Origin of the sequence: Sulfurimonas hongkongensis, assembly GCF_000445475.1 — a bacterium.
Classification (GTDB): Bacteria; Campylobacterota; Campylobacteria; order Campylobacterales; family Sulfurimonadaceae; genus Sulfurimonas; species Sulfurimonas hongkongensis.
In genome coordinates, this window is record NZ_AUPZ01000021.1 from 1 (window position 1) to 21,286 (window position 21,286).

Sequence of the window (21,286 nt, forward strand, 5' to 3'; positions counted from 1 at the left end):
CTATCATACTTTTACTCCAAATATTTATTTGAAATAAATAGTATCTTCTTTAAATAAAGTGGTACATTTTTAATCTGCGTTACTGGTGTATTTTACCTCTGCGTTTGACACCTACATAGCAGATGGTTTAAAATATCATATGAAACATTTAACTCTATTCACTACGGAGCAATGGCATTTTGGAAGCTATCAGTTTTCTTATTTAATCTTGTTCCGTATATTGTTTTACGGGTAGTTACATAAAATGTTATAACTTTTAAGGAGAGAGCATGGTTGATAGAGACTTTAAAGAAGCAAATAACAAGATGGTTGACTATCTTGTAAATGTCGGTGCGCTTCGTTCAAGCAGGATTATAGAAGCTTTTAGAAATATAAACAGAGCTGATTTTGTAGTCGATAGAAATTCTAAAAATATTTATGAGGATTATCCTCTTAGTATAGGTAACGGGCAGACAATCTCTCAACCTAGAACTGTAGCTATGATGCTTGAGATGCTCTCACCAAATGAAGCAGATAATATTTTAGATATAGGAAGTGGATCCGGATGGACCACCGCACTTTTAGCTTATATTGTGGGTGGTAGCGGTTCTGTAGTGGGAGTTGAGAGAGTTAAAGAACTTGTAGAGTTTGGAAGCACAAACCTAAAAAAATATAAATTTAAAAATGCTAAAATAGTAGAAGCTGGGGATGAACTTGGTATCCCTAGAGAGAAATTTGAGCGTATCTTAGTCTCTGCGGCTGCGGATGAACTTCCTTTTGAGCTAATAAAACAGTTAAAAGTTGGTGGAAGATTAGTTATCCCAGTTCGAAATTCGATTTTTGAGATCATTAAAAAAGAGGATGAAAGCTTTGATGCTAACGAGCACTACGGCTTTACCTTCGTTCCACTGATTTATTGATAAGCTTGAGTCTCATTTTATAAAATTAAGGAGCAAAATATGTCACAAACAGCATGGCTTAGTAAAAGACTTGATAGTGGAAAAATTTTGTGTCAGGCATGTGCGCATGTATGTAAGCTTGATGAGGGTGAGTATGGTATCTGTGGAGTAAGGCGAGTCATTGATGGCGAGCTTAAACTTCTTGTTTATGGACTAGCTGCTGCGGTAAATATTGACCCAGTAGAGAAAAAGCCGATGTTTCACTTTTTGCCAAAGAGTAGAGTTTTTTCAGTGGGAACGGTAGGCTGTAATCTCTCCTGTCAATTTTGTCAAAATTTCGATATATCACAATACCCAAAAGAGCATGCCAATAGGATAGTAGGTCGTGAGTTTCCACCTCAAAAAATCGTTGAAGCCGCACTTGAGAATGGTTGCGAATCAATCGCCTACACCTATAACGAGCCGATAGTCTTCTTTGAATATACCTATGATACAGCAAAGCTTGCACATGAAAAGGGTATAAAAAATATCTATGTCACTAGTGGTTATGAGACGAAAAAGGCGATAGATTTGCTTGAACCATACATAGATGGAATGAACATAGACATAAAAGCTTTTAGGGAGGAGTTTTACCAAGAGATTTGTGGCGCAAGGCTAAAGCCTGTGCTTGAAGCGGTAAAGTATGCTCATGAAAAAGGGATTTGGATAGAGATAACGACACTTTTAATCCCGGGCAAAAATGATTCTGATGAAGAGATAAGAGATATAGCAAAGTTTATAGCATCTCTTGACACATCTATACCGTGGCATCTCTCGGCGTTTCATCCAACCTATAAGATGCTAGATATCCCTCGCACTCCAGAGTCAACTCTGCTTCGTGCCTATAAAATAGGTCAAGAAGAGGGGCTAAAGTATCTCTACATCGGCAATGTTGATAATGGGGATTATGAATCTACATATTGTCCAAGTTGTAAACATAGAGTTATTGATAGAAGTGGTAATATTGGACAATTTGTAACAAATGAACTTGACGAGAATGGCAAGTGCCCATATTGCGGTTACTCCCTAGAGGGAGTGTGGCATTAGTCTTTGATGTCTTTTTCTTGCACCCTGTCTCTTATCTTTGAGACTAAGATATAAAAAAGAGGGATAAAGAGTATTGCTAGGAATGTTGCTGCAAGCATTCCACCGATGACTCCTGTTCCTATGGAGTGACGACTCGCTGCTCCTGCACCACTGCTTATTGCTAAAGGAATAACCCCTATAGTAAAGGCCAAAGAGGTCATAATGATAGGACGCAGACGAATCTTTGCCGCTTCTAAAACAGCTTCAACGAGCTTCATCCCTTGCTTTCTTTTTTGCATCGCAAACTCAACAATTAAGATTGCATTTTTAGCACTTAAGCCTGCAAGGACGAGTACCCCTATTTGGAAGTAGATATCATTTTCAAGTCCTCTTAGGTGGTTTGCAACAACAGCTCCAAAAATAGCAAATGGAACAGAGAGTATAACCGCTATTGGCATAAGCCATCTCTCATACTGTGCCGCTAAGATTAGGTATAAAAATAAGATTCCAAAGATAAATGCTAGATTTCCAGCGCTTGATATCTGTTTTTCTTGGTACGCAGTCCCTATCCAACTAATACTATAGCCATCTGGAAGAACTTCGTTTGAGACCTCTTCTATAACCCTTAGTGCATCTCCAGAGCTATGTCCTAGAGTTGCTTGTCCTGAGACTTTTGCAGCGTTAAAGAGGTTAAATCTCTCTACCAAATCAGCACCAAAACTTTGCTCTAGTGTAACAAGAGAGCTAAGAGCTATCATCTCTCCTTTTTCACTTCTTACAAAGATTTTTTCTAAATCTTCAGGTTTTTTTCTAAAAGACTCTTTAGCCTGCATATTTACCATATAGGTTCTACCTAAGAGATTAAAATCATTTACATAAAAACTTCCAAAAGTTGCATTGATTGTTTGGTAAATCTCATCAATATTGACACCTTTTGCTTTTGCTTTTGCGGTATCTACCTCTATTTTGTATTTAGGGATAGAGGTATTTAGTGTAGTTCTAACTCCCATAAGTTCAGGTCTTGCATTTGCCTTTTGGATAATTTCATTAACGTACTTTTGTAGCTCTTGTAGATCTGCACCAGTTTTATTTTGAACATACATCTCAAACCCGCCAGATATTCCCATCCCTCTAATTGGAGGAGGAACAATACCAAAAGAGAAACCATCACTAGTTTGAGAGAGTTCTTTACTTATGTTTGATGCAATATAGGCTGCACTTTGAGTTGGACCTTCTCTTTGATCCCAATCTTGAAGCTTTAAAATAGTAGCTGATGCATTTGTCCTATTGGAAAATGTTGAAAAATCAATCCCCATAAACTGAACTATATTTTTTATATTTTGTTCATCTTTAGAAGCTATATCGTATATCTCCTCAGCTAGCGCTTCTGTTCTGCTAAGTGAAGCTGCGGGAGGATTGTAGCTAAATACAAAAACTGTCCCTTTATCTTCGATGGGAACAAGCCCTGTTTTTAGACTCGTAAACATGTCAAATGTTATATATATAAGTCCACCAAAAAGTAACATACTCAAAAATGCGTAACGGATAGTTAGCTTTAGGGCATTTGAATAACCTCTTGTAGCACTCTCAAAAAAGTTGTTAAACCATTTGAAAAAATATTTTGGCTCTTTATGTGTTGGTTTTAAAACCAAAGCACACAGCGCAGGTGTTAGAGTAAGTGCAACTAGTCCTGAAATAGCTAAAGAGATAACGATGGTAACAGCAAACTGTCTATACATCTCTCCACTAAGTCCGCCTAAAAAAGCAACAGGAAGAAAAACAGCTGAGAGCACTAAAACGATGGCAATTAGGGCACCGGAGACCTCTTGCATAGCTTTTATGGAAGCATCTTTTGGGGTGAGCCCCTCTTTTATATGCCTCTCAACATTTTCTATAACAATGATGGCATCATCAACAACTATTCCGATGGCCAAAACAAGCCCAAAAAGTGTAAGCAAGTTAATGCTAAAGCCAAGTACATACATACCAGCAAAAGCACCGATTATAGATACGGGGACGGCTAAAAGAGGTATTAGTGTAGCTCTAATATTTTGTAAAAACAAAAATATTATAAGTGCGACTAAGATAATAGCTTCTATAAAAGTTTTAATAACCTCATTTATAGAGATTTCGACAAAGTCGGTAATATCATAAGGAATATTATAGTCCATATCTTCAACAAAATCTTTACTTATAGAGTCTATAACTTTGCGAACCTCTGATGCGGTCTCTATCGCATTTGCCCCACTTTGCAAAAATATCGCAATTGGCACAGCAGGAGAGTTGTTGAGCTTGTTCTCTCTATCATAGGTTTGAGCTCCAAGCTCTATTGTCGCTACATCTTTAAGCTTTAGCGAACTTCCATCTTCATTGGCTTTTATAATAATTTCAGAAAACTGCGATGGTTGTTTAAGTCTTTGAGGTGTCTCTATGGTGTAAGTAAACATCTCTTTATTTGAAATAGGGTCTGCTGAGAGTTTTCCTGCAGCATATTGTTCATTTTGCTCTCTTATGGAGACGACTAAGTCATTAACAGTTAGAGAGTATTTTTTAAGTTTTGAAGGATCTATCCAGATTCTCATTGAGTAATCTTTTGCACCAAAGATAACTACATCACCAATTCCCTTAACCCTTTTTAAATCATCTACAATATTTAAAAGAGCATAGTTAGATAAAAAGCTAACATCTCTAGTCTGTTTTGGTGAGTGTAGTATTATAACTTGAAGCATATCTGGCGATCTCTCGTATACTCTAACACCCTGTCTTTGAACCTGCTCAGGAAGTCTTGAAAGAGCTGCTTGGACACGATTGTTTACATCTATCTTTGCATCATCAGGATTTGTTCCAACTTCAAAAAATATACTAATAGTAAGCGTACCGTTATCCGCAGAGATTGAGTTCATATAGAGCATATCTTTAGCGCCGTTTATCTGCTCTTCAAGAGGAGCTGCAACTGTTTTTGAGATAGTCTCTGCACTAGCTCCCTGATAAGTAGCACTTACTACAATTTGTGGTGGGATAACTCTAGGATACTCTCCAATAGGAAGAGTACGCATAGCAATAACACCAGCTAAAACGATAAGTATTGATATAACAGAAGCAAAAACAGGTCTTTTTATAAAAAAGTTAGAAAACATTTTAGTTACCTTTCACAATGGTAACTTTTGAGTTTGGTCTTAGTTTTGCGATATTACTTATAACTATGTTTTCACCCTCAAAGACACCTTTTTCAACATAAGCAATGCCATCTTGTACTTGCAAAGCATTGATAGGTCGCATTGAGACTGCTCCATCTTTTACAACATAAACAACTGTCGCATCTTGAGTTTTGATAAGAGCTTTTTGAGGGATTTTTGCAACACGATCATAACTGAGCCCATCTATCTCTATCTCTGCATAAGAACCTACTATTAACTCTCTATCTCTGTTTTGAAATTTTGCTCTAAACTTAAGAGTATCAGTCTGTGCATCCATTTTTGGCGATATAAAATCTATCTCTCCTGTATAAATTTTTGCATCAACGCTTAAGGTGACCTTTGAGCCATTTTTGATTTGAGAGATATACTTTGAGACATCACTACTAGGTAGTGAAAAATGAGCATATATAGGATCTTGTGCGGTAATTGTAACTAACATTGCGCTCTCCTCGCCAACCTCTACATAAGAGCCAATATCATTGAACCTCATTCCTGCTATACCGCTGATGGGTGCTTTTATAGTTGTATAATCAAACTTGATTTGGGCATTTTGGAGTACTGCCTTTGCTTTTGTCACCTCCGCTTTTGCATCTTCAAATGTGTAAAAAAGTTCATCACGCGTTACAGCAGAAATCGCATTGTTTTTAAAAAGATACTCATTACGCTCCCAGTCTTTTTGGGCTTTATTAAAATTTGCCTTGGCTTTTAAAAGAGATGCTTTTGCTTCATTTAAAGTTGCCGCATACTCATCTTTTTGTATCTCATAGAGGATATCACCCTTTTTTACATATGAACCCTCTTTAAAATTTTTACTCATAAGTAGTCCACTAACTCGTGCAACTATATCAACTTCATTGAATGCTTTAAGTAGGGTAGAGTAACTGTTTGATACAGGTGCTTTTTCAAATTTAACAGTATAGACTTCTACTGATAAAGGTGGCATATTAGCCGCTTTAGTAGTAACTGCCACACTTTTTTTCTCATCATTACAACCAACTAAAAACAGCGACAAAAGCACTGTTAAAATTACTAAATTTTTCATCTACAAAAACTCCTTAATATCTTTTCCACTAAAATAAATTAACTCTGCTTTTCTAATCTCAAGTTCGTAAATAGCTCTCTTACTATCTCTTTGTGCACTATACTTTTCGCTAAGTGCTGCAAGGTAGGCAACATTATCAATAGTTTTGTTTTTATACTTAAACTTTATAAGTTCATACGCCAAAGATGCAGCCTCGGCAACTGCTTGTGTTGACTTCACTTTTTCTTGTGCAATCAAGAGTGATTTTTTGGCCAATCGGTACTCAACATTTGCTTTGTCTTTTTCGTACTCTACCATTGATTTTTTACTCAAGTACTCTTGAAGTTTAGACTCATAAGCTTTAGTCTTAGCTCCAAAATCAAAAATATTCCAAGAGACATTTAGCATTGCGATATTTTGGTTCTCTACTAAAAAGCCACTCTTTAGTGAGTCGTTATCAAAGTAGTAGTCGCTGTGAGTAAAAGTATCATCTAGATAAACAAAAGGTCTATTTCCACTTTTTTCGATATTTGCTTCGTGTAGTATAGAAGTTGCTTCATACTCAAGAGCTTTTATATCTGCTCTTAAAGTCTCTTCTTGCTCTAACGGCAGTTTTATTGTGCTATCTCCATCTAGATGCTCGACTCTCTTTGATATGTAATACTCCAGAGTGTGGATTACTCTTTGGTTCTCTAGCTCTATGGCTTGAAGTAAAACTAGAGCATTTTTTAGTCTTGAGTCAATTTTGGCAACTTCGTCTTTTGTAATAGTTCCAGCTTCATAAAAAAACTCAACTCTCTTAAGCTCTTCTTTTAACTGCTCTATCTCTTGCTCAGTTGCTTCTTTATCAGCCTCAAGTCCAAAATACTCAAAATAGAGTCTAGTAACTTCAAGCGAGATGGAGTTTTTAGTCGCCTCAATTGTACTTTTACTAGAGTCTATAGATGACTCAATCTGCCTATACAAACTATTTTTTTTATCGCCATCATAAAGTGTATATCTTACAGATGCTTGAAATTTAAGTGTATTCTCTGCAACAGCTGGAGTCTCTTTGGAAGCATTCTGATAGTTAGCCCCTATATCTATGGTAGGAAGGTATGAGCTTTTAGAGCTCTCATAGAGTAGTTCTTTGGAAGTTAATGTATGCTGGGCTGACTTTACAACTTTGTTATTATGAGATAGCTCTAGTAGCTCATCTAGCGTGTAAGAGTATAGAAAAAGAGGCAAGCAAAGTATCGGTAAAAAAAATTTCAATTTCATTAGATCTTCTTTATAAATAATTTTGTGAGATGTTATCAAAAAAACTCTTAATTTTATCTTCCTAGAAAGGTAAACCTATTTTTAAACAGCCAATCCTTAACTGTTTATCTAAGAGAAATTTTATATTGTAGCATCTATGCTAAAAAAAGTTAATACTTGCAATCAAAAATCTCAACCCATAAGTCATCGTCCTCAAGAAGATTCCGCATCAAGTGCGGAATGACGGCGGGCGGGGTGCCATCCTGAACTCGGTTTATTGTCATCCTGAACTTGATTCACCGTCATCCTGAACTTGATTCACCGTCATCCTGAACTTGATTCACCGTCATCCTGAACTTGATCCGCCGTCATCCTGAACTTGATTCACCGTCATCCTGAACTTGATTCAGGATCTCATGGGATTCCTATTATATAGCTATACTAACCTCATTAACCTCTAGTCAAACTTGTTTTATGTACAATCCACCTCATGAAAAGAGAAATTGTAGCAAACACATTTACACCGACATATGATGAGCTTGAAGATAGATTGAGATTTGTGATAAATTATCAAGATATTCAAAACAGAGTTGATTTTATGATAACAAGAAGTTTTATCATAAATCTAATTTCTACTGCTGAGGAGTTTATAGCAAAACATTACTCCACTGCTGATTTTAAAAAAACTCTAATACAACACAATATAAAAAAACAAGAGAGCCAAGAAAAGCTAGAACATACAAAAAGTCAGCAGAGTCAAGAAGATAGAGTTTTATTAAAAACAGATAGTGCAAATCTTGAACTTCTAAGAACAGACGAAGAGCTTCTGCTAGAGGTTAAGTTCTTCTTTGATATAAACTCAAAACATACTACTTTAACATTTAATTCTAAAAACATTACAGCCAAAGCTGATTTAGATGGCTTTATGCTTATGCAAGTATTTCAAGTGATGAAATCTGCGATACCTTTTATAAAATGGGGAATATCTTACAATTTTTAAAGGATCTGAGTATGACTATGGCACTAATTTAAAACTAGTTAAATAGTGTCGGAGTCATTTAATAACCCCTTAAGTTTTATTTGCATACAATTCACTTTGAAAGTAAGTTCAAGGAATTGGTTTGGCACGAAAAGTTAGGATTTTTGTTAAAGATTCCCCGCAACATGTGATGCTAAAGAGTTTAGACAAACTTGCTCTTTTTAAAGACGAGTCAGACTATAGAGCATTTGTAGATATTTTAAAAGAGTCCAGTATAAACAGTGATTTGGCTATTCATGCTTATGTTTTGATGCCACATTTTTTTGAGTTTTTAGCCACTCCTTCAAAAGAAGATACTTTGTCAAAGTTTATGCAAAGTTTGGGTAGAAAATACGTCGGTTATTTTAACAAAAAGTATAACCGCACAGGAACTCTCTTCCAAGGTAGATATAAATCTTCATTGGTTGAAGATGAGAAATATCTTTTTGATGTGATGCTCCACATAGAAAGGCTTGCACCAAAAGAGCATCTATTTAGCAGTGCTCATAAAAATCTTTATGGCAAAAAAGATGAGATAGTCTCTTACCATAGTTTGTATAAAAAACTTGGATTTACAGATGAGCAAAGAGTACAAAAATATAGTGAGTTTTTCAACTCTGCAGTTGATTATGATAAAGAAGATTTCATAACGATGTGTTTGGAAAAACAGAGCGTAACAGGCAGTGAGGATTTTGTAAAAAATCTTGAAAAAATTGTAGGATTTTCTCTAACTTTAAAAGCTAGAGGTCGCCCTAAAAAAGAACAAATTAAAAAAGGAAAAAAAATGTATAAAAATTTAGTAATGCTAGACAAAGAGAAACACAAAGAGCTAAAAATTAATCCTCTAGAGGACCTTAACTTTGCAAAATCAGCAACACACATCCCTCTCTTAGCAAATGAGGTTGCACAAGTAGGTGCCGCATTTCCAGTTGTATTTACAGCAGGTGAAGCCCCAGAACTTACAGCTCTTGTCTCTTTAGGTGGTGATAGCTTGGCTATCAATGAAGAGGGCAAGTGGATAACTTCTTATGTACCATCATACTTAAGAAAGTACCCATTTTCTTTAGCAAGCACAAAAGAAAATCCTGAGCAAAAAGTGATCCTTATAGATGAAGACTCCTCTCTTTTTTCAAAATCAAAAGGCAAGCAACTATTTAGAAAAAACGGTGACAAATCAGAGACTCTAGAACACGCAATTGACTTTTTAACATCACATGAGAATCAAAGTAGTGTTACTCTAAATGTTGCAAAGCTTATCTTTCAAAGTGGAATCCTTGAAGATAGAGAGATATCTGTGGGTGAGGGTGAAGAGAAAAAAGTGTTGGTAAATGGGTTTAAGGTAGTAAACAGAGAAAAACTAAATGAACTAAGTGATGATGTCTTGGCAGACTGGGTAAGAAAAGGGATCATGGCGATGATAGAGGCACATATAAAATCACTAGACAATATCCAAACTCTTTTTGAAATAGCACAAAAAAGACAAAGCTAAGCAGTAATAGTTCATAACACCACATAGCAAAGGACTTCAATGGCAAATAGACCATCAAGAGCAAAAAATAAAAAAGTATCAGAACTTAAAGAGGCTATATTAAAATCTAAAAAATCATTTTTGATGGTTGGTTTTTTTAGTCTATTTATAAACATTCTTATGCTGGTTCCGCCTCTTTATATGTTACAACTTTATGATAGAGTTTTAGCAAGTAGAAGTGAAGACACTCTTATCATGTTAACACTGATAGTTGTTTTCCTATTTCTAATTATGGCACTTTTAGAAATCGTGAGATCTCGCGTACTTGTAAAAGTTGGAAACAAGCTTGATAGTCAGCTTAGTCAAAGAGTTTTTGACTCCGTATTTGAGCTTGCACAAAAACATCCGGGTAAAGCTTCATCTATGCCCCTAAGTGACCTTACACAGATAAGACAGTTTATGACTGGAAATGGACTTTTTGCATTTTTTGATGCACCATGGATAGTTATCTATATAGCGGTCTTATTTATATTTCACCCTATATTTGGCTATTTTGCTATATTTGCGGCGATTGTTCTGGTTGCTCTTACGATTATAAATGAGTACTCTACAAAGCAGAAGCTAGGTGAAGCAAATACGCTAAATCGCTCCTCAAACGCATATGTTGATGCAAATCTAAGAAATGCAGAGATAGTTCATGCTATGGGCATGAAAGATAGTATTCGAAAGATTTGGGAAAAACGATATTTTGGTTTTTTAAATGCACAAAATGATGCAAGTAACAGTGCGGGGGTTTTCTCAAATATCTCAAAAAGCTTAAGGATGCTTTTTCAATCACTCATCCTTGGAATAGGGGCTTATTTAGCTATTCATATGGAAGTTAGTCCGGGAATGATGATTGCGGGTTCTATTATTATGGGTAGAGCATTGGCTCCGCTAGATCTTATTATTGGTAGCTGGAAAGGATTTAGTAGTGCAAGAGCTTCTTATGAAAAGCTAGAAGGGCTTCTAGAAGAGTTTCCAAAAGATAAAGAGTATATGCAGCTTCCTGCTCCAAAGGGAGAGGTTTTACTAGAGAGTGTGGTTGTTGTTCCTCCGGGAGCTGCTCAACCCTCGCTTAGAGGCATATCTATGTTAATTCAAAAGGGTGATATAGTGGGTATTATTGGGCCAAGTGCCGCAGGTAAATCCTCCCTTGCTAGAGTTATCTTAGGTCTTTGGCCACTCGCATCTGGTAAAGCAAGACTAGACAGAGCTGACATCTATCAATGGGATAAACATGATTTAGGAAAATTCATAGGATATCTGCCTCAGGATATTGAGCTTTTTGAAGGAACTATCTCTCAAAATATAGCAAGATTTGGTGAGCTTGATTCGCAAAAAATTGTAGATGCTGCACAAAGAGCAGGTGTTCATGAGATGATACTAAGACTTCCTGATGGGTACGATACTAAAATAGGTGCAGGCGGAGCAACGCTCTCAGGTGGGCAAAGACAAAGAGTAGGACTTGCAAGAGCCATATATAATGACCCTGTTTTGGTTGTTTTAGATGAGCCTAACTCAAATCTTGATGATGTTGGAGAAGCAGGACTTGTAAATGCCATCAACCACTTAAAGCAGATAGGCTCAACTGTGGTAATTATCACGCATAGACCAAGCATCCTTCAAGTAACAAACAAGATAGCAGTTATAAAGCAAGGTAGCTTAGAGCTATATGGAAATACAAATGAGGTGCTGGCACAATTAGCCAAAAATGCACAACAAGCTAAGGCACAAAATGCTCCGGCAACACAGCCTAAGCCTCAGCCATCACAGGGTGCACCTAAGATATCACTCAGCAAGCCTGAAAATGGAGGAAAAGTATGAGCGTAGATCAAGAGATAAAGATGCCCTCCACAAATGCCTCTAACGTTATTGGCTTTGGTTTAATGGTTGTTTTTTTACTCCTTGGAGGATTTGGCGGATGGGCAGCTTTTGCGCCACTTGCAGAATCCTCAGTAGCAGTAGGTAAAATTTCTGCAGATTTGGATAAAAAAAACCTCCAGCATTTAGAAGGTGGTGTAATAGAGAACATTTTTGTAAAAGATGGTGATGAAGTAAAAAAAGGTGATATGCTTTTAAAACTTAGAGATGTTCATATAAAGAGTCAGTTAGATATCTATAAAGCGCAGTATGATGATGCTTTGGCACTCTATGCTAGACTTGTAGCACAAAGAGACTCTAAAGATAGCGTAGTCTATCCTGATGAATTAGAAAACGAAAGTATTAAACAAGAGCAAGACAATATCTTCTACACAACCAAAAAGAGCATAGAAGATGAAAAGATCATCTCTCAAAACAGAGTTGTACAACTTGAAAACCAGATAGATGGTTTAGAGTCTTTAATGCGGGCTAAAAAGTCTAGACTAGAATCCATAAAAGAGGAGATTTTGGAGTGGGAAGATCTTTATAGACAAAAGTTAGTTGATAAACTTAAAATCAGAGAGTTAGATAGAGAGCAAAATACTATAGAAGGAGATATCTCTCAAACAGCATCAGAAATTGCAAAACTAAAAGAGGCTATAAATGAGACAAAAAATCAGCAGCTCCTAAGAGAAAAAGAGTTTACAAAGCAGACACTAGGCGAGCTTGTGCAAGCAAAATCAATGCTTTTTGATCTCAAATCAAAAATACTTTCTGTTGAAGATACACTACTTAGAACAAATATAGTAGCACCTATTGATGGTACGGTTGTGGGATTGAACCTGCATACAATTGGTGGCGTAGTCTCGCCGGGCAGGGATATTCTTCAAATTATCCCACAAAACTCAAAACTTATAGTTGTAGCACAGGTGAAGACATCAGATGTTGACAAAGTCAAAGTTGGACTTATGGCAGATATAAGATTTTCAGCTTTTAATGTACAAAAAGCACACGTTGTAGAGGGAAAGGTTGTTCATGTCTCAGCAGATAGTTTTATGGATGAGAAGAGTGGAATGCCTTACTATGAAGCAAAGATTGTGGTAACAAAAAAAGGTGAGATGCAACTTGTAGATTATGGATTTGAGTTGGTATCGGGTATGCCCGCAGAAGTTATGATAAAGACTTCTCAGAGAACAGTGCTTAGTTACTTAGTAAAACCGTTTACAGATATGATCGCGAGGGGATTCAATGAAGAGTAATAAAAATGCCCTTTCATTTTTTCTTAGCATTGTTTTATGTAGCAGTGTTGGTGCTGATGTGTTAAACTTTTCAAGAGCGTATGAACTTGCTCTTGAAAATGCAAACAATATACGCTCATCCATCTATGTTGCTGAGGCAGAAAAAGAGAAGATAAACCAAGAAAATTCTCAGCTCTACCCACAAATCAACCTATCAGCCTCGTATAAAAAGACAGAGTATGAGGCTAACCCTACAAAAGACATGACAAGGCAAGGACTTATAACTTACTCCGCTACTCTAAGACAATCTATATACAATCCAGAAGTTCTCTCAAGAATAGATATGCAAGAGCGAAGAAGTAAATACTCGGATGTAAAAGTTGAGTATGAGAAAGAGGCTCTAGCACAAGAGCTTTTTAAAACCTATCTCGATATCTTAAAGTCACACAACAAGATAAAACTTTTAGAATCCTATCTTGAGTATAACAGTTCTAAACTCAAGGAGCTGAGTAAAAAGTTTGCTATGGATCTCTCCAACAAGATGGATCTGCTTGAGATGCGTGTTGAGTATAACTCTGCTGTGATAGAACTTGACAAAGAGAGAAAGCTTTTAAAAGTGCATGATCTTAAGTTTAAACACTACATAGGAGATACCGTTTATGAGCTTCCTAAGATAGAGTCTGATAAGATTCTCATAGAAACTATAACGCAGATGAAAGAGCAAGTTGTCGGTAAGGATAATCTGCAAAAAAGCTTACGCGTAAAACAAGCAGAGGCTGCACTTGAAGTAAGTGATGCAGAGATAGAAAACGCAAAGAGTGGACACTTACCAACGCTAACTTTTGATGCCATCTACAATTTGTATGACACAGATACACCGACCATAGATGCTCCTTACAACACGGTAAAGTACGCTATGCTTAGTCTAAATATTCCTATCTATAGTGGTGGACATGTCTCATCAAAAGTGGACTCATCTAGACTTATGAAAAAAGCTGCAAACGAAGATCTGCAAAATGCTAAAAAAGAGGTTCAGGTTCTTTACGATGAGTATCTTGCGATATTTGAAGCATCATCTGAGTCTGTAGAGATGTACAAAGATGCACTAGCATCAGCAGAACTCTATCTTGAAGCTATAGATCAAGGTTATGCCTATGGACTAAAAAGCATCATAGACTTAAACGATGCAAAAAACAAGCTAAACGAGGTAAAATACAAATATGTAGAAAATCTTTACAATTTAGTAGATTCATATATAGGCTTGTTAATGGTAACAAACAACTTTAAAGAGTTAAATCTTTTAGATAAATTAGTAGAGTGAGTTTAAAGATGAAAAAAGCGATAATAACTGGTGTTACAGGGCAAGATGGTGCGTATTTAGCAGAACTGCTTTTAGAGAAGGGTTATGAGGTTTATGCAACCTACAGAAGAACTTCTTCGGTTAATTTTTGGCGTATAGAGGAGCTTGGTATTGAGAACCATCCAAACCTTCATCTAGTTGAGTACGACTTAACTGATCAAGCAAATAGCGTAAGAATGGTAGCAGATATAAAACCAGATGAGATTTACAATCTTGCAGCGCAGAGCTTTGTAGGCGTCTCATTTGAGCAACCACTAGCCACTGCCCATATAACTGGACTTGGATGTGTACATCTGCTTGAAGCTATCCGTATAGTAGATCCAAAGATAAAGTTTTATCAAGCAAGCACCTCAGAGATGTTTGGTTTAGTGCAGGAGATTCCCCAAAAAGAGAGTACTCCTTTTTATCCTAGAAGCCCTTACGGTGCGGCAAAGCTTTATGCTCATTGGATGGTGGTAAACTATAGAGAGTCTTACGGTATGTTTGCATCTAGCGGCATACTCTTTAACCATGAGTCGCCTCTAAGAGGAAAAGAGTTTGTTACTCGTAAGATAACAGATAGCGTAGCCAAAATCAAACTCGGAAAACTAGAGTGTTTAGAGCTTGGAAATATGGATGCTAAAAGAGATTGGGGCTATGCAAAGGACTATGTAGAAGCGATGTACTTAATGCTACAAGCTCCAAAATCAGATACATTTGTAGTAGCTACAAACAGAACAGAGACGGTAAGAGATTTTGTAACTATGGCATTTAAAGCAGCAGGAATTGAACTTGAGTTTAGTGGCAAAGCTGAAAATGAAATAGCAAAAGACAAGGCAAATGGCAAAACAGTTGTGAGAGTAAATCCAAAGTTTTACCGCCCAGCTGAAGTAGACCTTCTTATTGGAAACCCACAAAAAGCAAAAGATGAGCTAGGCTGGGAGGCAAAATGCACCCTTGAAGAGCTATGCGCCATGATGGTAAAAGAAGATTTAAGACGAAACGAAACAGATTGTAGCTTTTAAGAGATGAACAAAGTTCTTATAACAGGAATAGACAGCTTTAGTGGTACTCACCTATCTTCATATCTCAAAAATTCAGGATATGAAGTTTACGGAACCTCTCTATTTAAGAGTGGAGATAAAAAGTATAGATGCGATATCACAAAAAAAGATGATATCATAGATGTTCTTAAGATATGTGAACCAGACTATCTAGTCCACCTAAGTGGCATCTCTTTTCCAGCTCACGGACAAAATGAAGACTTTTATAGAGTAAACACTCTAGGCACGTTAAATATACTAGACGCCCTTATAGAACTCAACCTTAGCCCTACAAAGATAGTCTTAGCAAGCAGTGCAACACTCTATGGCAATCAAGATCTAGAAGTTTTAGATGAGGCACTTTGCCCAAAACCCACAAATCACTATGGTGCGAGCAAATATGCCATGGAGTCTCTAGCAGCAAACTATTTTACAAGATTAAACATTATTATAACACGACCCTTTAACTATACAGGTGCAAATCAGCAAGAACACTTTTTAATTCCAAAAATAGTGAAACATTTTAAACAAAAAAAACAAACCATAGAACTAGGTAACTTAGATGTAAGTAGAGAGTTTAATGATATCAGCTATGTCTGTGAAGTTTATAAAAGGCTTTTAGAGTCTTCTCTTAGCTCCGAAATTTTCAATATCGCTTCAAACAGAGGCATAAAGCTCTTAGATGTTATAGATATGATGAATGAGATATCAGGCTACAAGATAGAGGTCAAAACCAACCCCGATTTCGTAAGAAAGAGCGAGATAAAAACTCTTACAGGCTCTTGTGAAAAACTCTTTAAAGCCATAGGCAAAGTAGAACAAAAAGAGTTTAAACAAACTCTGCGTGATATGCTTGAAGCTTAGATATAAAAGGGCGTTGTAGTTGAGAGTAGCGATAGTGCATGACTGGCTTGTAACAGATGCAGGAGCAGAAAAAGTTCTAAAAGCACTGCTTGATATCTATAGAGATGCAGATATATTCTCACTTGTTGATTTTTTAAGTAAAAAAGACAGAGAGACTGTTCTTGATGGTAGGTTTGCAAAAACATCATTTATCCAAAAACTCCCCTTTGCAAAAAAACATTTTAGAAGCTACTTTTTTCTTTTTCCTACGGCAATAGAGAGTTTTGATCTAAGCAAATATGATTTGATCATCAGTAGTTCTTGGGCAGTGGCAAAAGGGGTAAAAAAACACAAAAATCAACTTCATATATCCTACTGTTACACGCCGATTCGCTACGCATGGGATTTGTACGATGAGTATACAGCATCTCTGCCTCAGCCAAAAAAACTCTTTGTCCAAACTGCACTTGAATATATCAGAAAGTGGGATATAAAAACACTACATAGAGTTGATCATTTTATAGCAGACTCCATCTTTGTACAAGAGAGAATCAAAAGAACATACAACAGAGACTCAACAGTTATATATCCGCCCGTTGATACGCAAAACTTTACTTACACACCAAACAAAGAAGACTTTTATCTAACTGCATCAAGACTGGTTCCTTATAAAAAAACAAAACTAATCGTAGAGGCATTCAATGAGATGCCAGATAAAAAACTCATGGTTATTGGAAGTGGTGAGAATCTAAAAACCATAAAAGCTATAGCAAAAACAAACGTTACAGTGCTGGGATACCAAGAAAAAAATGTACTAACACACAACATGCAAAGAGCAAAAGCTTTTGTATATGCTGCAGTTGAAGACTTTGGCATAGTGCCCATTGAAGCCATGTCATGCGGAACACCAGTTATAGCTCTTAGTAAAGGTGGTACAGCAGAGACAGTTATAGAGGGCAAAAATGGCATCCATTTTCATAAGCAAACTAAAGAAGAGATCATGGAAGCTGTAGCTAGATTTGAGAAACAAACATTTGATTTAGCCTCTATCTCAGAAGATGCCAAATCATATAACACAAAGAGATTCCAAGAGGAGATACAAGAGTTTATAAAGAGTTTTGAAGTATAATCAGCCTCATGAACAGTTCAAAATTTAACCCTTTTTCATATTTACTTACCTTTTTGCTTATTGGAGTTGATCTCTTTGCACTCTATATCTCTTTTGCACTTCTTAGGCAAAGAGAGTCCACACCGCTGGATATATCTCTATATCTTTGGATTTTTGTTTTTATACTTTTAGCCTTTGGTGTGCAGAAGATATATACATTTCGGTATGATTTTTGGAGTGATGCATTAAGAGTTATTAAGGGTCTTTTTTTCTCTTTTTTTGCGATTTTTACCATCATCTCTCTTGCAAAAGTTTTTGACACCTACTCGGTAGATTTTTTGTTAAAATTTTTTATACTCTCCATCTTTACAACACTTTTTTTCAAAAGAGTTTTTAAAAAAATCTTTTTCAGATTTGATGCCTTTAAACATAGAGTAAAGATAGTCGCAGACGAACAAAACTATAACATCATAACTCAGGAGATAGAAAAAAACTGGTATTTTGGTTACAAAGAAGATGAAAAAAATTATGATCTCATTATCATCTCTTCTCGCGGATTTGACTTAAATGAACTTCAAGAGAGAGTCAAAGAGCTCTCTCGCACCACAAAAGACATATTCATCATCCCATATCTGGACTATTTAGATTTTTCACATGCGACAATAATCGACTTTTCAAACATTAGATTTTCAGCCATTCACATCCAAAATAGACTCCTAAGTGCTAAAAACATATTTATAAAGTCATTTTTTGAAAAAATCATCACACTTGTGCTTCTACCCCTTGCCTTAACACTACATATTTTTATCTTTTTTCTTATCAAAAGGGATTCACAAGGAGGAGTTTTTTTCAAGCAACAAAGATTAGGAAAAAATGCTAAACTCTTTGAGTGCTATAAATATCGTACAATGCACGAAGACTCACAAAACGTGCTAGAAGAGTATCTTTTAAAAAATCCCGATGAGGTTGAGCACTATAAAAAGTTTCACAAGTATAAAAATGATCCTCGCATCACAAAAGTAGGTAGCTTTTTAAGAAAAACCTCATTAGATGAACTCCCTCAGTTTTACAACATACTAAAAGGCGATATGAATCTCATAGGGCCAAGACCTTACATGCCACAAGAACTCCATGCTATGGGTGAGGACAACAAAAATATCATCCTTAGAGTCAAACCGGGACTTACGGGTTTATGGCAGGTAAGTGGTAGAAACAAACTGACCTTTAAAAAAAGGGTTGATTTAGATGCTTGGTATATACAAAACTGGTCTCTATGGATGGACTTTGTTATATTTTTAAAAACAACAAAAGTAGTACTTCTAAAAGTTGGCGCAAAATAAACCACCTCCCTCGTCCTCCCTCGTCATTCCACACTTCACCCGACGTTCAAACCTTCCACCCGACATTCAAACACTCACCACCCGACGTTCAAACACTCATCACCCGACGTTCAAACACTCATCACCCGACGTTCAAACACTCATCACCCGACGTTCAAACACTCATCACCCGTCATTCCGTGCTTGACACGGAATCCAGTTTTTGGATCCTGAATCAAGTTCAGGATGACGATTCGCTTGTTCAGGATGACGATTCGCTTGTTCAGGATGACGATTCGCTTGTTCAGGATGACGATTCGCTTGTTCAAAATGACAACTTTCGATATTCCACACCCCACCCATCTAAGTTTATAGACAAATAAGCATCTAAGTGCTAAAATCCCTCTTTAAAAAGGGGAATAGTGATGACAAATATTATTTTATGTGGTGGCAGTGGTACAAGACTCTGGCCTATAAGCAGAACACTTATGCCTAAGCAATTTGTAAAACTCTTTAACGGTAAGTCCCTCTTTAGGCTAACGCTTGAGAGAAACCGCTCCTCTTGCCAAAAAAGCTTTATAGTCTCTAGTGACCAGCAGTATCTCTTAGCCCAAGACCAAACACAAGAGACACCTCTTTTAGACGATGCCGCTATAAGCTATCTTCTTGAACCAGCAGCCAGAAACACAGCTCCAGCAATCGCTCTTGCATGTATGGCACTAGATAAAGAAGAGATTGTTCTAGTCACCCCATCAGACCATCTCATTAAAAATGAAAAAGAGTATCAAGTCGTGCTAGAGCGTGCAAAAAAGGCGGCAAAGAAAGACTCCCTTGTCACCTTTGGTATAAAACCCACCTTTGCCCAAACGGGATTTGGCTACATAGAAGCAGATGGTGAAGATGTAAAGGCTTTTCATGAGAAACCAGACCTACAAAGAGCAAAAGAGTATCTAAGAGCGGGGAATTACTACTGGAACAGTGGCATGTTTTGCTTCAAAGCAGGAGTTTTCTTAAAAGAACTTCAAAAATACTCTCCAGAGATTTACAACTCCTCACTACAAGCTTTTAAAAATGCAACCTTGACAACCAGTAAAGCGCTAGCTTCACTTGCAAATATAATCACGATTAAACAAGACGATATGTTAAAAATCCCCGAAAACTCCATCGACTACGCAGTTATGGAAAAATCATCTAAAGTAAAAGTGATCCGCTCAGATATCGGTTGGTCAGATGTAGGAAGTTTTGATGCCCTATATGAGGAGCTACCCAAAGATGAAAACGGCAATACCATAAATGAAAAATATGTCCAAATAGATAGTAAAAACAACCTTATTTATGGAGATGAGAGAAAAATAGCAACTGTTGATATAGAAGACCTTATCATTGTTGATACAGGAGATGCACTCCTTATCTCAAAAAAAGGCTCATCTCAAAAAGTAAAAGAAGTAGTACAAAAACTACGTCAAGACTCTCAACTGCATAACATCCATCTAACAGCGCATAGACCTTGGGGAACATACACCGTACTAGAGGATAACTCAAAGTATAAGATCAAACGCATAGAGGTAAAACCAGGAGGCAGACTCTCACTGCAAAAACATTTTCACAGAAGTGAACACTGGACAGTGGTAAGTGGAACAGCTATAGTAACACTAGCAAAGGAAGAAAAAGCTCTTCGTGCAAATGAGTCTATCTACATCCCTATGGGAGAGCTTCACCGCCTAGAAAACGCAGGAAAACTCCCACTCGTTCTTATAGAGACACAGATTGGTGATTATCTAGGCGAAGATGACATCTTAAGAGTAGAAGATGACTACAAAAGACAAGAGTGCAATTGAAACATATCATTTTACTAGCATTTAGCTTTGCAAAGAGAGATTTTAAAGAGCGTTATGTAGGAACAGGACTAGGGCAATTATGGTATATTCTCTCTCCCATCATCACTATCTTTATATATACAGTTATATTTTCAGACTTTATGAAGATGAAGCTAGAGATTGTTGACAACAGCTACTCATACAGTATCTATCTAGTTCCGGGACTTTTGGCATGGACTTCCTTTAGCACTATTTTGATGAGGCTAAATGGCTCTATTTTAGAAAAAGCAAACCTCATAAAAAAGATAAGTGTACCAGTCTATGTATATCAACTAAGCATTGTCATCACAGAGTTTGGCATTTTGCTACTATCATATTCCTTAGCACTTATCTTTTTGCTTTTAGTAGATCATCCCATAACTCTAACATTTCTATATCTTATTCCTATCTTATTTATTCAAACCATTTTTGCTCTTGCCATTGGTGTGATCCTCTCGCTTTTTACCCCATTTTTTAGAGATTTCAAAGAGGCGGTTCCTATAGTAGTTCAACTCTGGTTTTGGATGACTCCCATCATCTATATGAGAGAGATGATAGGAGATAAATATCCGCTACTTTTAACCCTTAATCCATTTTACCATTTTGTTCATATCTACCAAGATATATTTCTCTACTCAAAAGTGCCAACATTTATCTCAGTAATCACTGTCTTAACTATGAGCATCATGACTTTGCTCTTGAGTGCTTATCTTTACAAAAAGATGATAAGCACCATTAAGGACATTATTTAA

16 protein-coding genes and 1 pseudogene are annotated in these 21,286 nt (G+C 36.6%); 14 read left to right on the forward strand and 3 right to left on the reverse strand.

Annotation, left to right across the window (positions count from 1 at the left end):
* Nucleotides 1-123: 123 nt before the first annotated feature.
* From M947_RS23900 to amrS, 3 genes and pseudogenes are all read left to right on the forward strand, one after another.
* Nucleotides 124-243 (forward strand): annotated as a pseudogene (locus M947_RS23900) (DUF6868 family protein); the annotation flags it as partial.
* Nucleotides 244-269: 26 nt separating this feature from the next.
* Nucleotides 270-899 (forward strand): protein-L-isoaspartate O-methyltransferase, encoded by a 630-nt coding sequence (pcm, locus tag M947_RS22765; protein WP_021288483.1) that lies wholly within the window; start codon nt 270-272, stop codon nt 897-899.
* A gap of 39 nt (nt 900-938) precedes the next feature.
* Nucleotides 939-1,964, forward strand: coding sequence for an AmmeMemoRadiSam system radical SAM enzyme (gene amrS, locus M947_RS22770; protein ID WP_021288484.1), 1,026 nt, complete (start codon nt 939-941; stop codon nt 1,962-1,964).
* Here the strand turns inward: amrS and M947_RS22775 are convergent.
* The 3 genes from M947_RS22775 to M947_RS22785 are packed head-to-tail and all read right to left on the reverse strand — an operon-like array spanning nt 1,961 to nt 7,421.
* Nucleotides 1,961-5,080, reverse strand: coding sequence for an efflux RND transporter permease subunit (locus M947_RS22775; protein ID WP_021288485.1), 3,120 nt, complete (start codon nt 5,078-5,080; stop codon nt 1,961-1,963). The genes amrS and M947_RS22775 overlap by 4 nt on opposite strands.
* Before the next feature lies 1 nt (nt 5,081).
* The gene (locus M947_RS22780) at nt 5,082-6,182 is read right to left on the reverse strand and encodes an efflux RND transporter periplasmic adaptor subunit (protein ID WP_021288486.1); all 1,101 of its coding nucleotides are present in this window, start codon (nt 6,180-6,182) and stop codon (nt 5,082-5,084) included.
* On the reverse strand, nt 6,183-7,421 hold the full coding sequence (locus M947_RS22785; RefSeq protein ID WP_021288487.1) for a TolC family protein: 1,239 nt from the start codon (nt 7,419-7,421) through the stop codon (nt 6,183-6,185). It lies immediately after the preceding gene.
* A gap of 469 nt (nt 7,422-7,890) precedes the next feature.
* On the opposite strand from M947_RS22785, the gene M947_RS22790 reads away from it, so the two are divergent.
* From M947_RS22790 to M947_RS22835, 11 genes are all read left to right on the forward strand, one after another.
* The gene (locus M947_RS22790; protein ID WP_021288488.1) at nt 7,891-8,400 is read left to right on the forward strand and encodes a hypothetical protein; all 510 of its coding nucleotides are present in this window, start codon (nt 7,891-7,893) and stop codon (nt 8,398-8,400) included.
* Between the two features lie 121 nt (nt 8,401-8,521).
* A complete protein-coding gene (locus M947_RS23305; protein ID WP_021288489.1) occupies nt 8,522-9,907 on the forward strand; it encodes a SapC family protein in 1,386 nt (461 codons plus the stop codon).
* A 39-nt stretch (nt 9,908-9,946) separates the two neighbouring features.
* On the forward strand, nt 9,947-11,752 hold the full coding sequence (locus M947_RS22795; RefSeq protein WP_021288490.1) for a type I secretion system permease/ATPase: 1,806 nt from the start codon (nt 9,947-9,949) through the stop codon (nt 11,750-11,752).
* The gene (locus tag M947_RS22800) at nt 11,749-13,047 is read left to right on the forward strand and encodes an HlyD family type I secretion periplasmic adaptor subunit (protein WP_021288491.1); all 1,299 of its coding nucleotides are present in this window, start codon (nt 11,749-11,751) and stop codon (nt 13,045-13,047) included. The genes M947_RS22795 and M947_RS22800 overlap by 4 nt, the downstream gene beginning before the upstream one ends.
* Nucleotides 13,037-14,347: a TolC family protein gene (locus tag M947_RS22805; RefSeq protein ID WP_021288492.1), complete on the forward strand. Its 1,311-nt coding sequence runs from the start codon at nt 13,037-13,039 to the stop codon at nt 14,345-14,347. Before M947_RS22800 ends, M947_RS22805 begins: the two co-directional genes overlap by 11 nt.
* Before the next feature lie 8 nt (nt 14,348-14,355).
* On the forward strand, nt 14,356-15,390 hold the full coding sequence (gene gmd / locus M947_RS22810) for a GDP-mannose 4,6-dehydratase (protein WP_031348194.1): 1,035 nt from the start codon (nt 14,356-14,358) through the stop codon (nt 15,388-15,390).
* 3 nt (nt 15,391-15,393) lie between these two features.
* Nucleotides 15,394-16,272 (forward strand): NAD-dependent epimerase/dehydratase family protein, encoded by an 879-nt coding sequence (locus M947_RS22815; RefSeq protein ID WP_021288494.1) that lies wholly within the window; start codon nt 15,394-15,396, stop codon nt 16,270-16,272.
* Nucleotides 16,273-16,291: 19 nt separating this feature from the next.
* On the forward strand, nt 16,292-17,380 hold the full coding sequence (locus M947_RS22820) for a glycosyltransferase (protein ID WP_021288495.1): 1,089 nt from the start codon (nt 16,292-16,294) through the stop codon (nt 17,378-17,380).
* A gap of 8 nt (nt 17,381-17,388) precedes the next feature.
* Nucleotides 17,389-18,699: a sugar transferase gene (locus tag M947_RS22825; RefSeq protein WP_021288496.1), complete on the forward strand. Its 1,311-nt coding sequence runs from the start codon at nt 17,389-17,391 to the stop codon at nt 18,697-18,699.
* Between the two features lie 404 nt (nt 18,700-19,103).
* Entirely contained in the window at nt 19,104-20,516 is a 1,413-nt protein-coding gene (locus M947_RS22830) for a mannose-1-phosphate guanylyltransferase/mannose-6-phosphate isomerase (protein ID WP_021288498.1), read from the forward strand.
* Nucleotides 20,513-21,286 carry an ABC transporter permease gene (locus tag M947_RS22835; RefSeq protein ID WP_021288499.1) on the forward strand — a complete coding sequence of 258 codons (774 nt, stop codon included), beginning with the start codon at nt 20,513-20,515 and terminating at the stop codon, nt 21,284-21,286. The genes M947_RS22830 and M947_RS22835 overlap by 4 nt, the downstream gene beginning before the upstream one ends.

Excerpts from the sequence above, each read along its gene's own strand:
- pcm (WP_021288483.1), top strand. The coding sequence starts at position 270 with ATGGTTGATAGAGACTTTAAAGAAGCAAATAACAAGATGGTTGACTAT.
- amrS (WP_021288484.1), top strand. The coding sequence starts at position 939 with ATGTCACAAACAGCATGGCTTAGTAAAAGACTTGATAGTGGAAAAATT.
- M947_RS22775 (WP_021288485.1), bottom strand. The coding sequence starts at position 5,080 with ATGTTTTCTAACTTTTTTATAAAAAGACCTGTTTTTGCTTCTGTTATA.
- M947_RS22780 (WP_021288486.1), bottom strand. The coding sequence starts at position 6,182 with ATGAAAAATTTAGTAATTTTAACAGTGCTTTTGTCGCTGTTTTTAGTT.
- M947_RS22785 (WP_021288487.1), bottom strand. The coding sequence starts at position 7,421 with ATGAAATTGAAATTTTTTTTACCGATACTTTGCTTGCCTCTTTTTCTA.
- M947_RS22790 (WP_021288488.1), top strand. The coding sequence starts at position 7,891 with ATGAAAAGAGAAATTGTAGCAAACACATTTACACCGACATATGATGAG.
- M947_RS22795 (WP_021288490.1), top strand. The coding sequence starts at position 9,947 with ATGGCAAATAGACCATCAAGAGCAAAAAATAAAAAAGTATCAGAACTT.
- M947_RS22800 (WP_021288491.1), top strand. The coding sequence starts at position 11,749 with ATGAGCGTAGATCAAGAGATAAAGATGCCCTCCACAAATGCCTCTAAC.
- M947_RS22805 (WP_021288492.1), top strand. The coding sequence starts at position 13,037 with ATGAAGAGTAATAAAAATGCCCTTTCATTTTTTCTTAGCATTGTTTTA.
- gmd (WP_031348194.1), top strand. The coding sequence starts at position 14,356 with ATGAAAAAAGCGATAATAACTGGTGTTACAGGGCAAGATGGTGCGTAT.
- M947_RS22815 (WP_021288494.1), top strand. The coding sequence starts at position 15,394 with ATGAACAAAGTTCTTATAACAGGAATAGACAGCTTTAGTGGTACTCAC.
- M947_RS22825 (WP_021288496.1), top strand. The coding sequence starts at position 17,389 with ATGAACAGTTCAAAATTTAACCCTTTTTCATATTTACTTACCTTTTTG.
- M947_RS22830 (WP_021288498.1), top strand. The coding sequence starts at position 19,104 with ATGACAAATATTATTTTATGTGGTGGCAGTGGTACAAGACTCTGGCCT.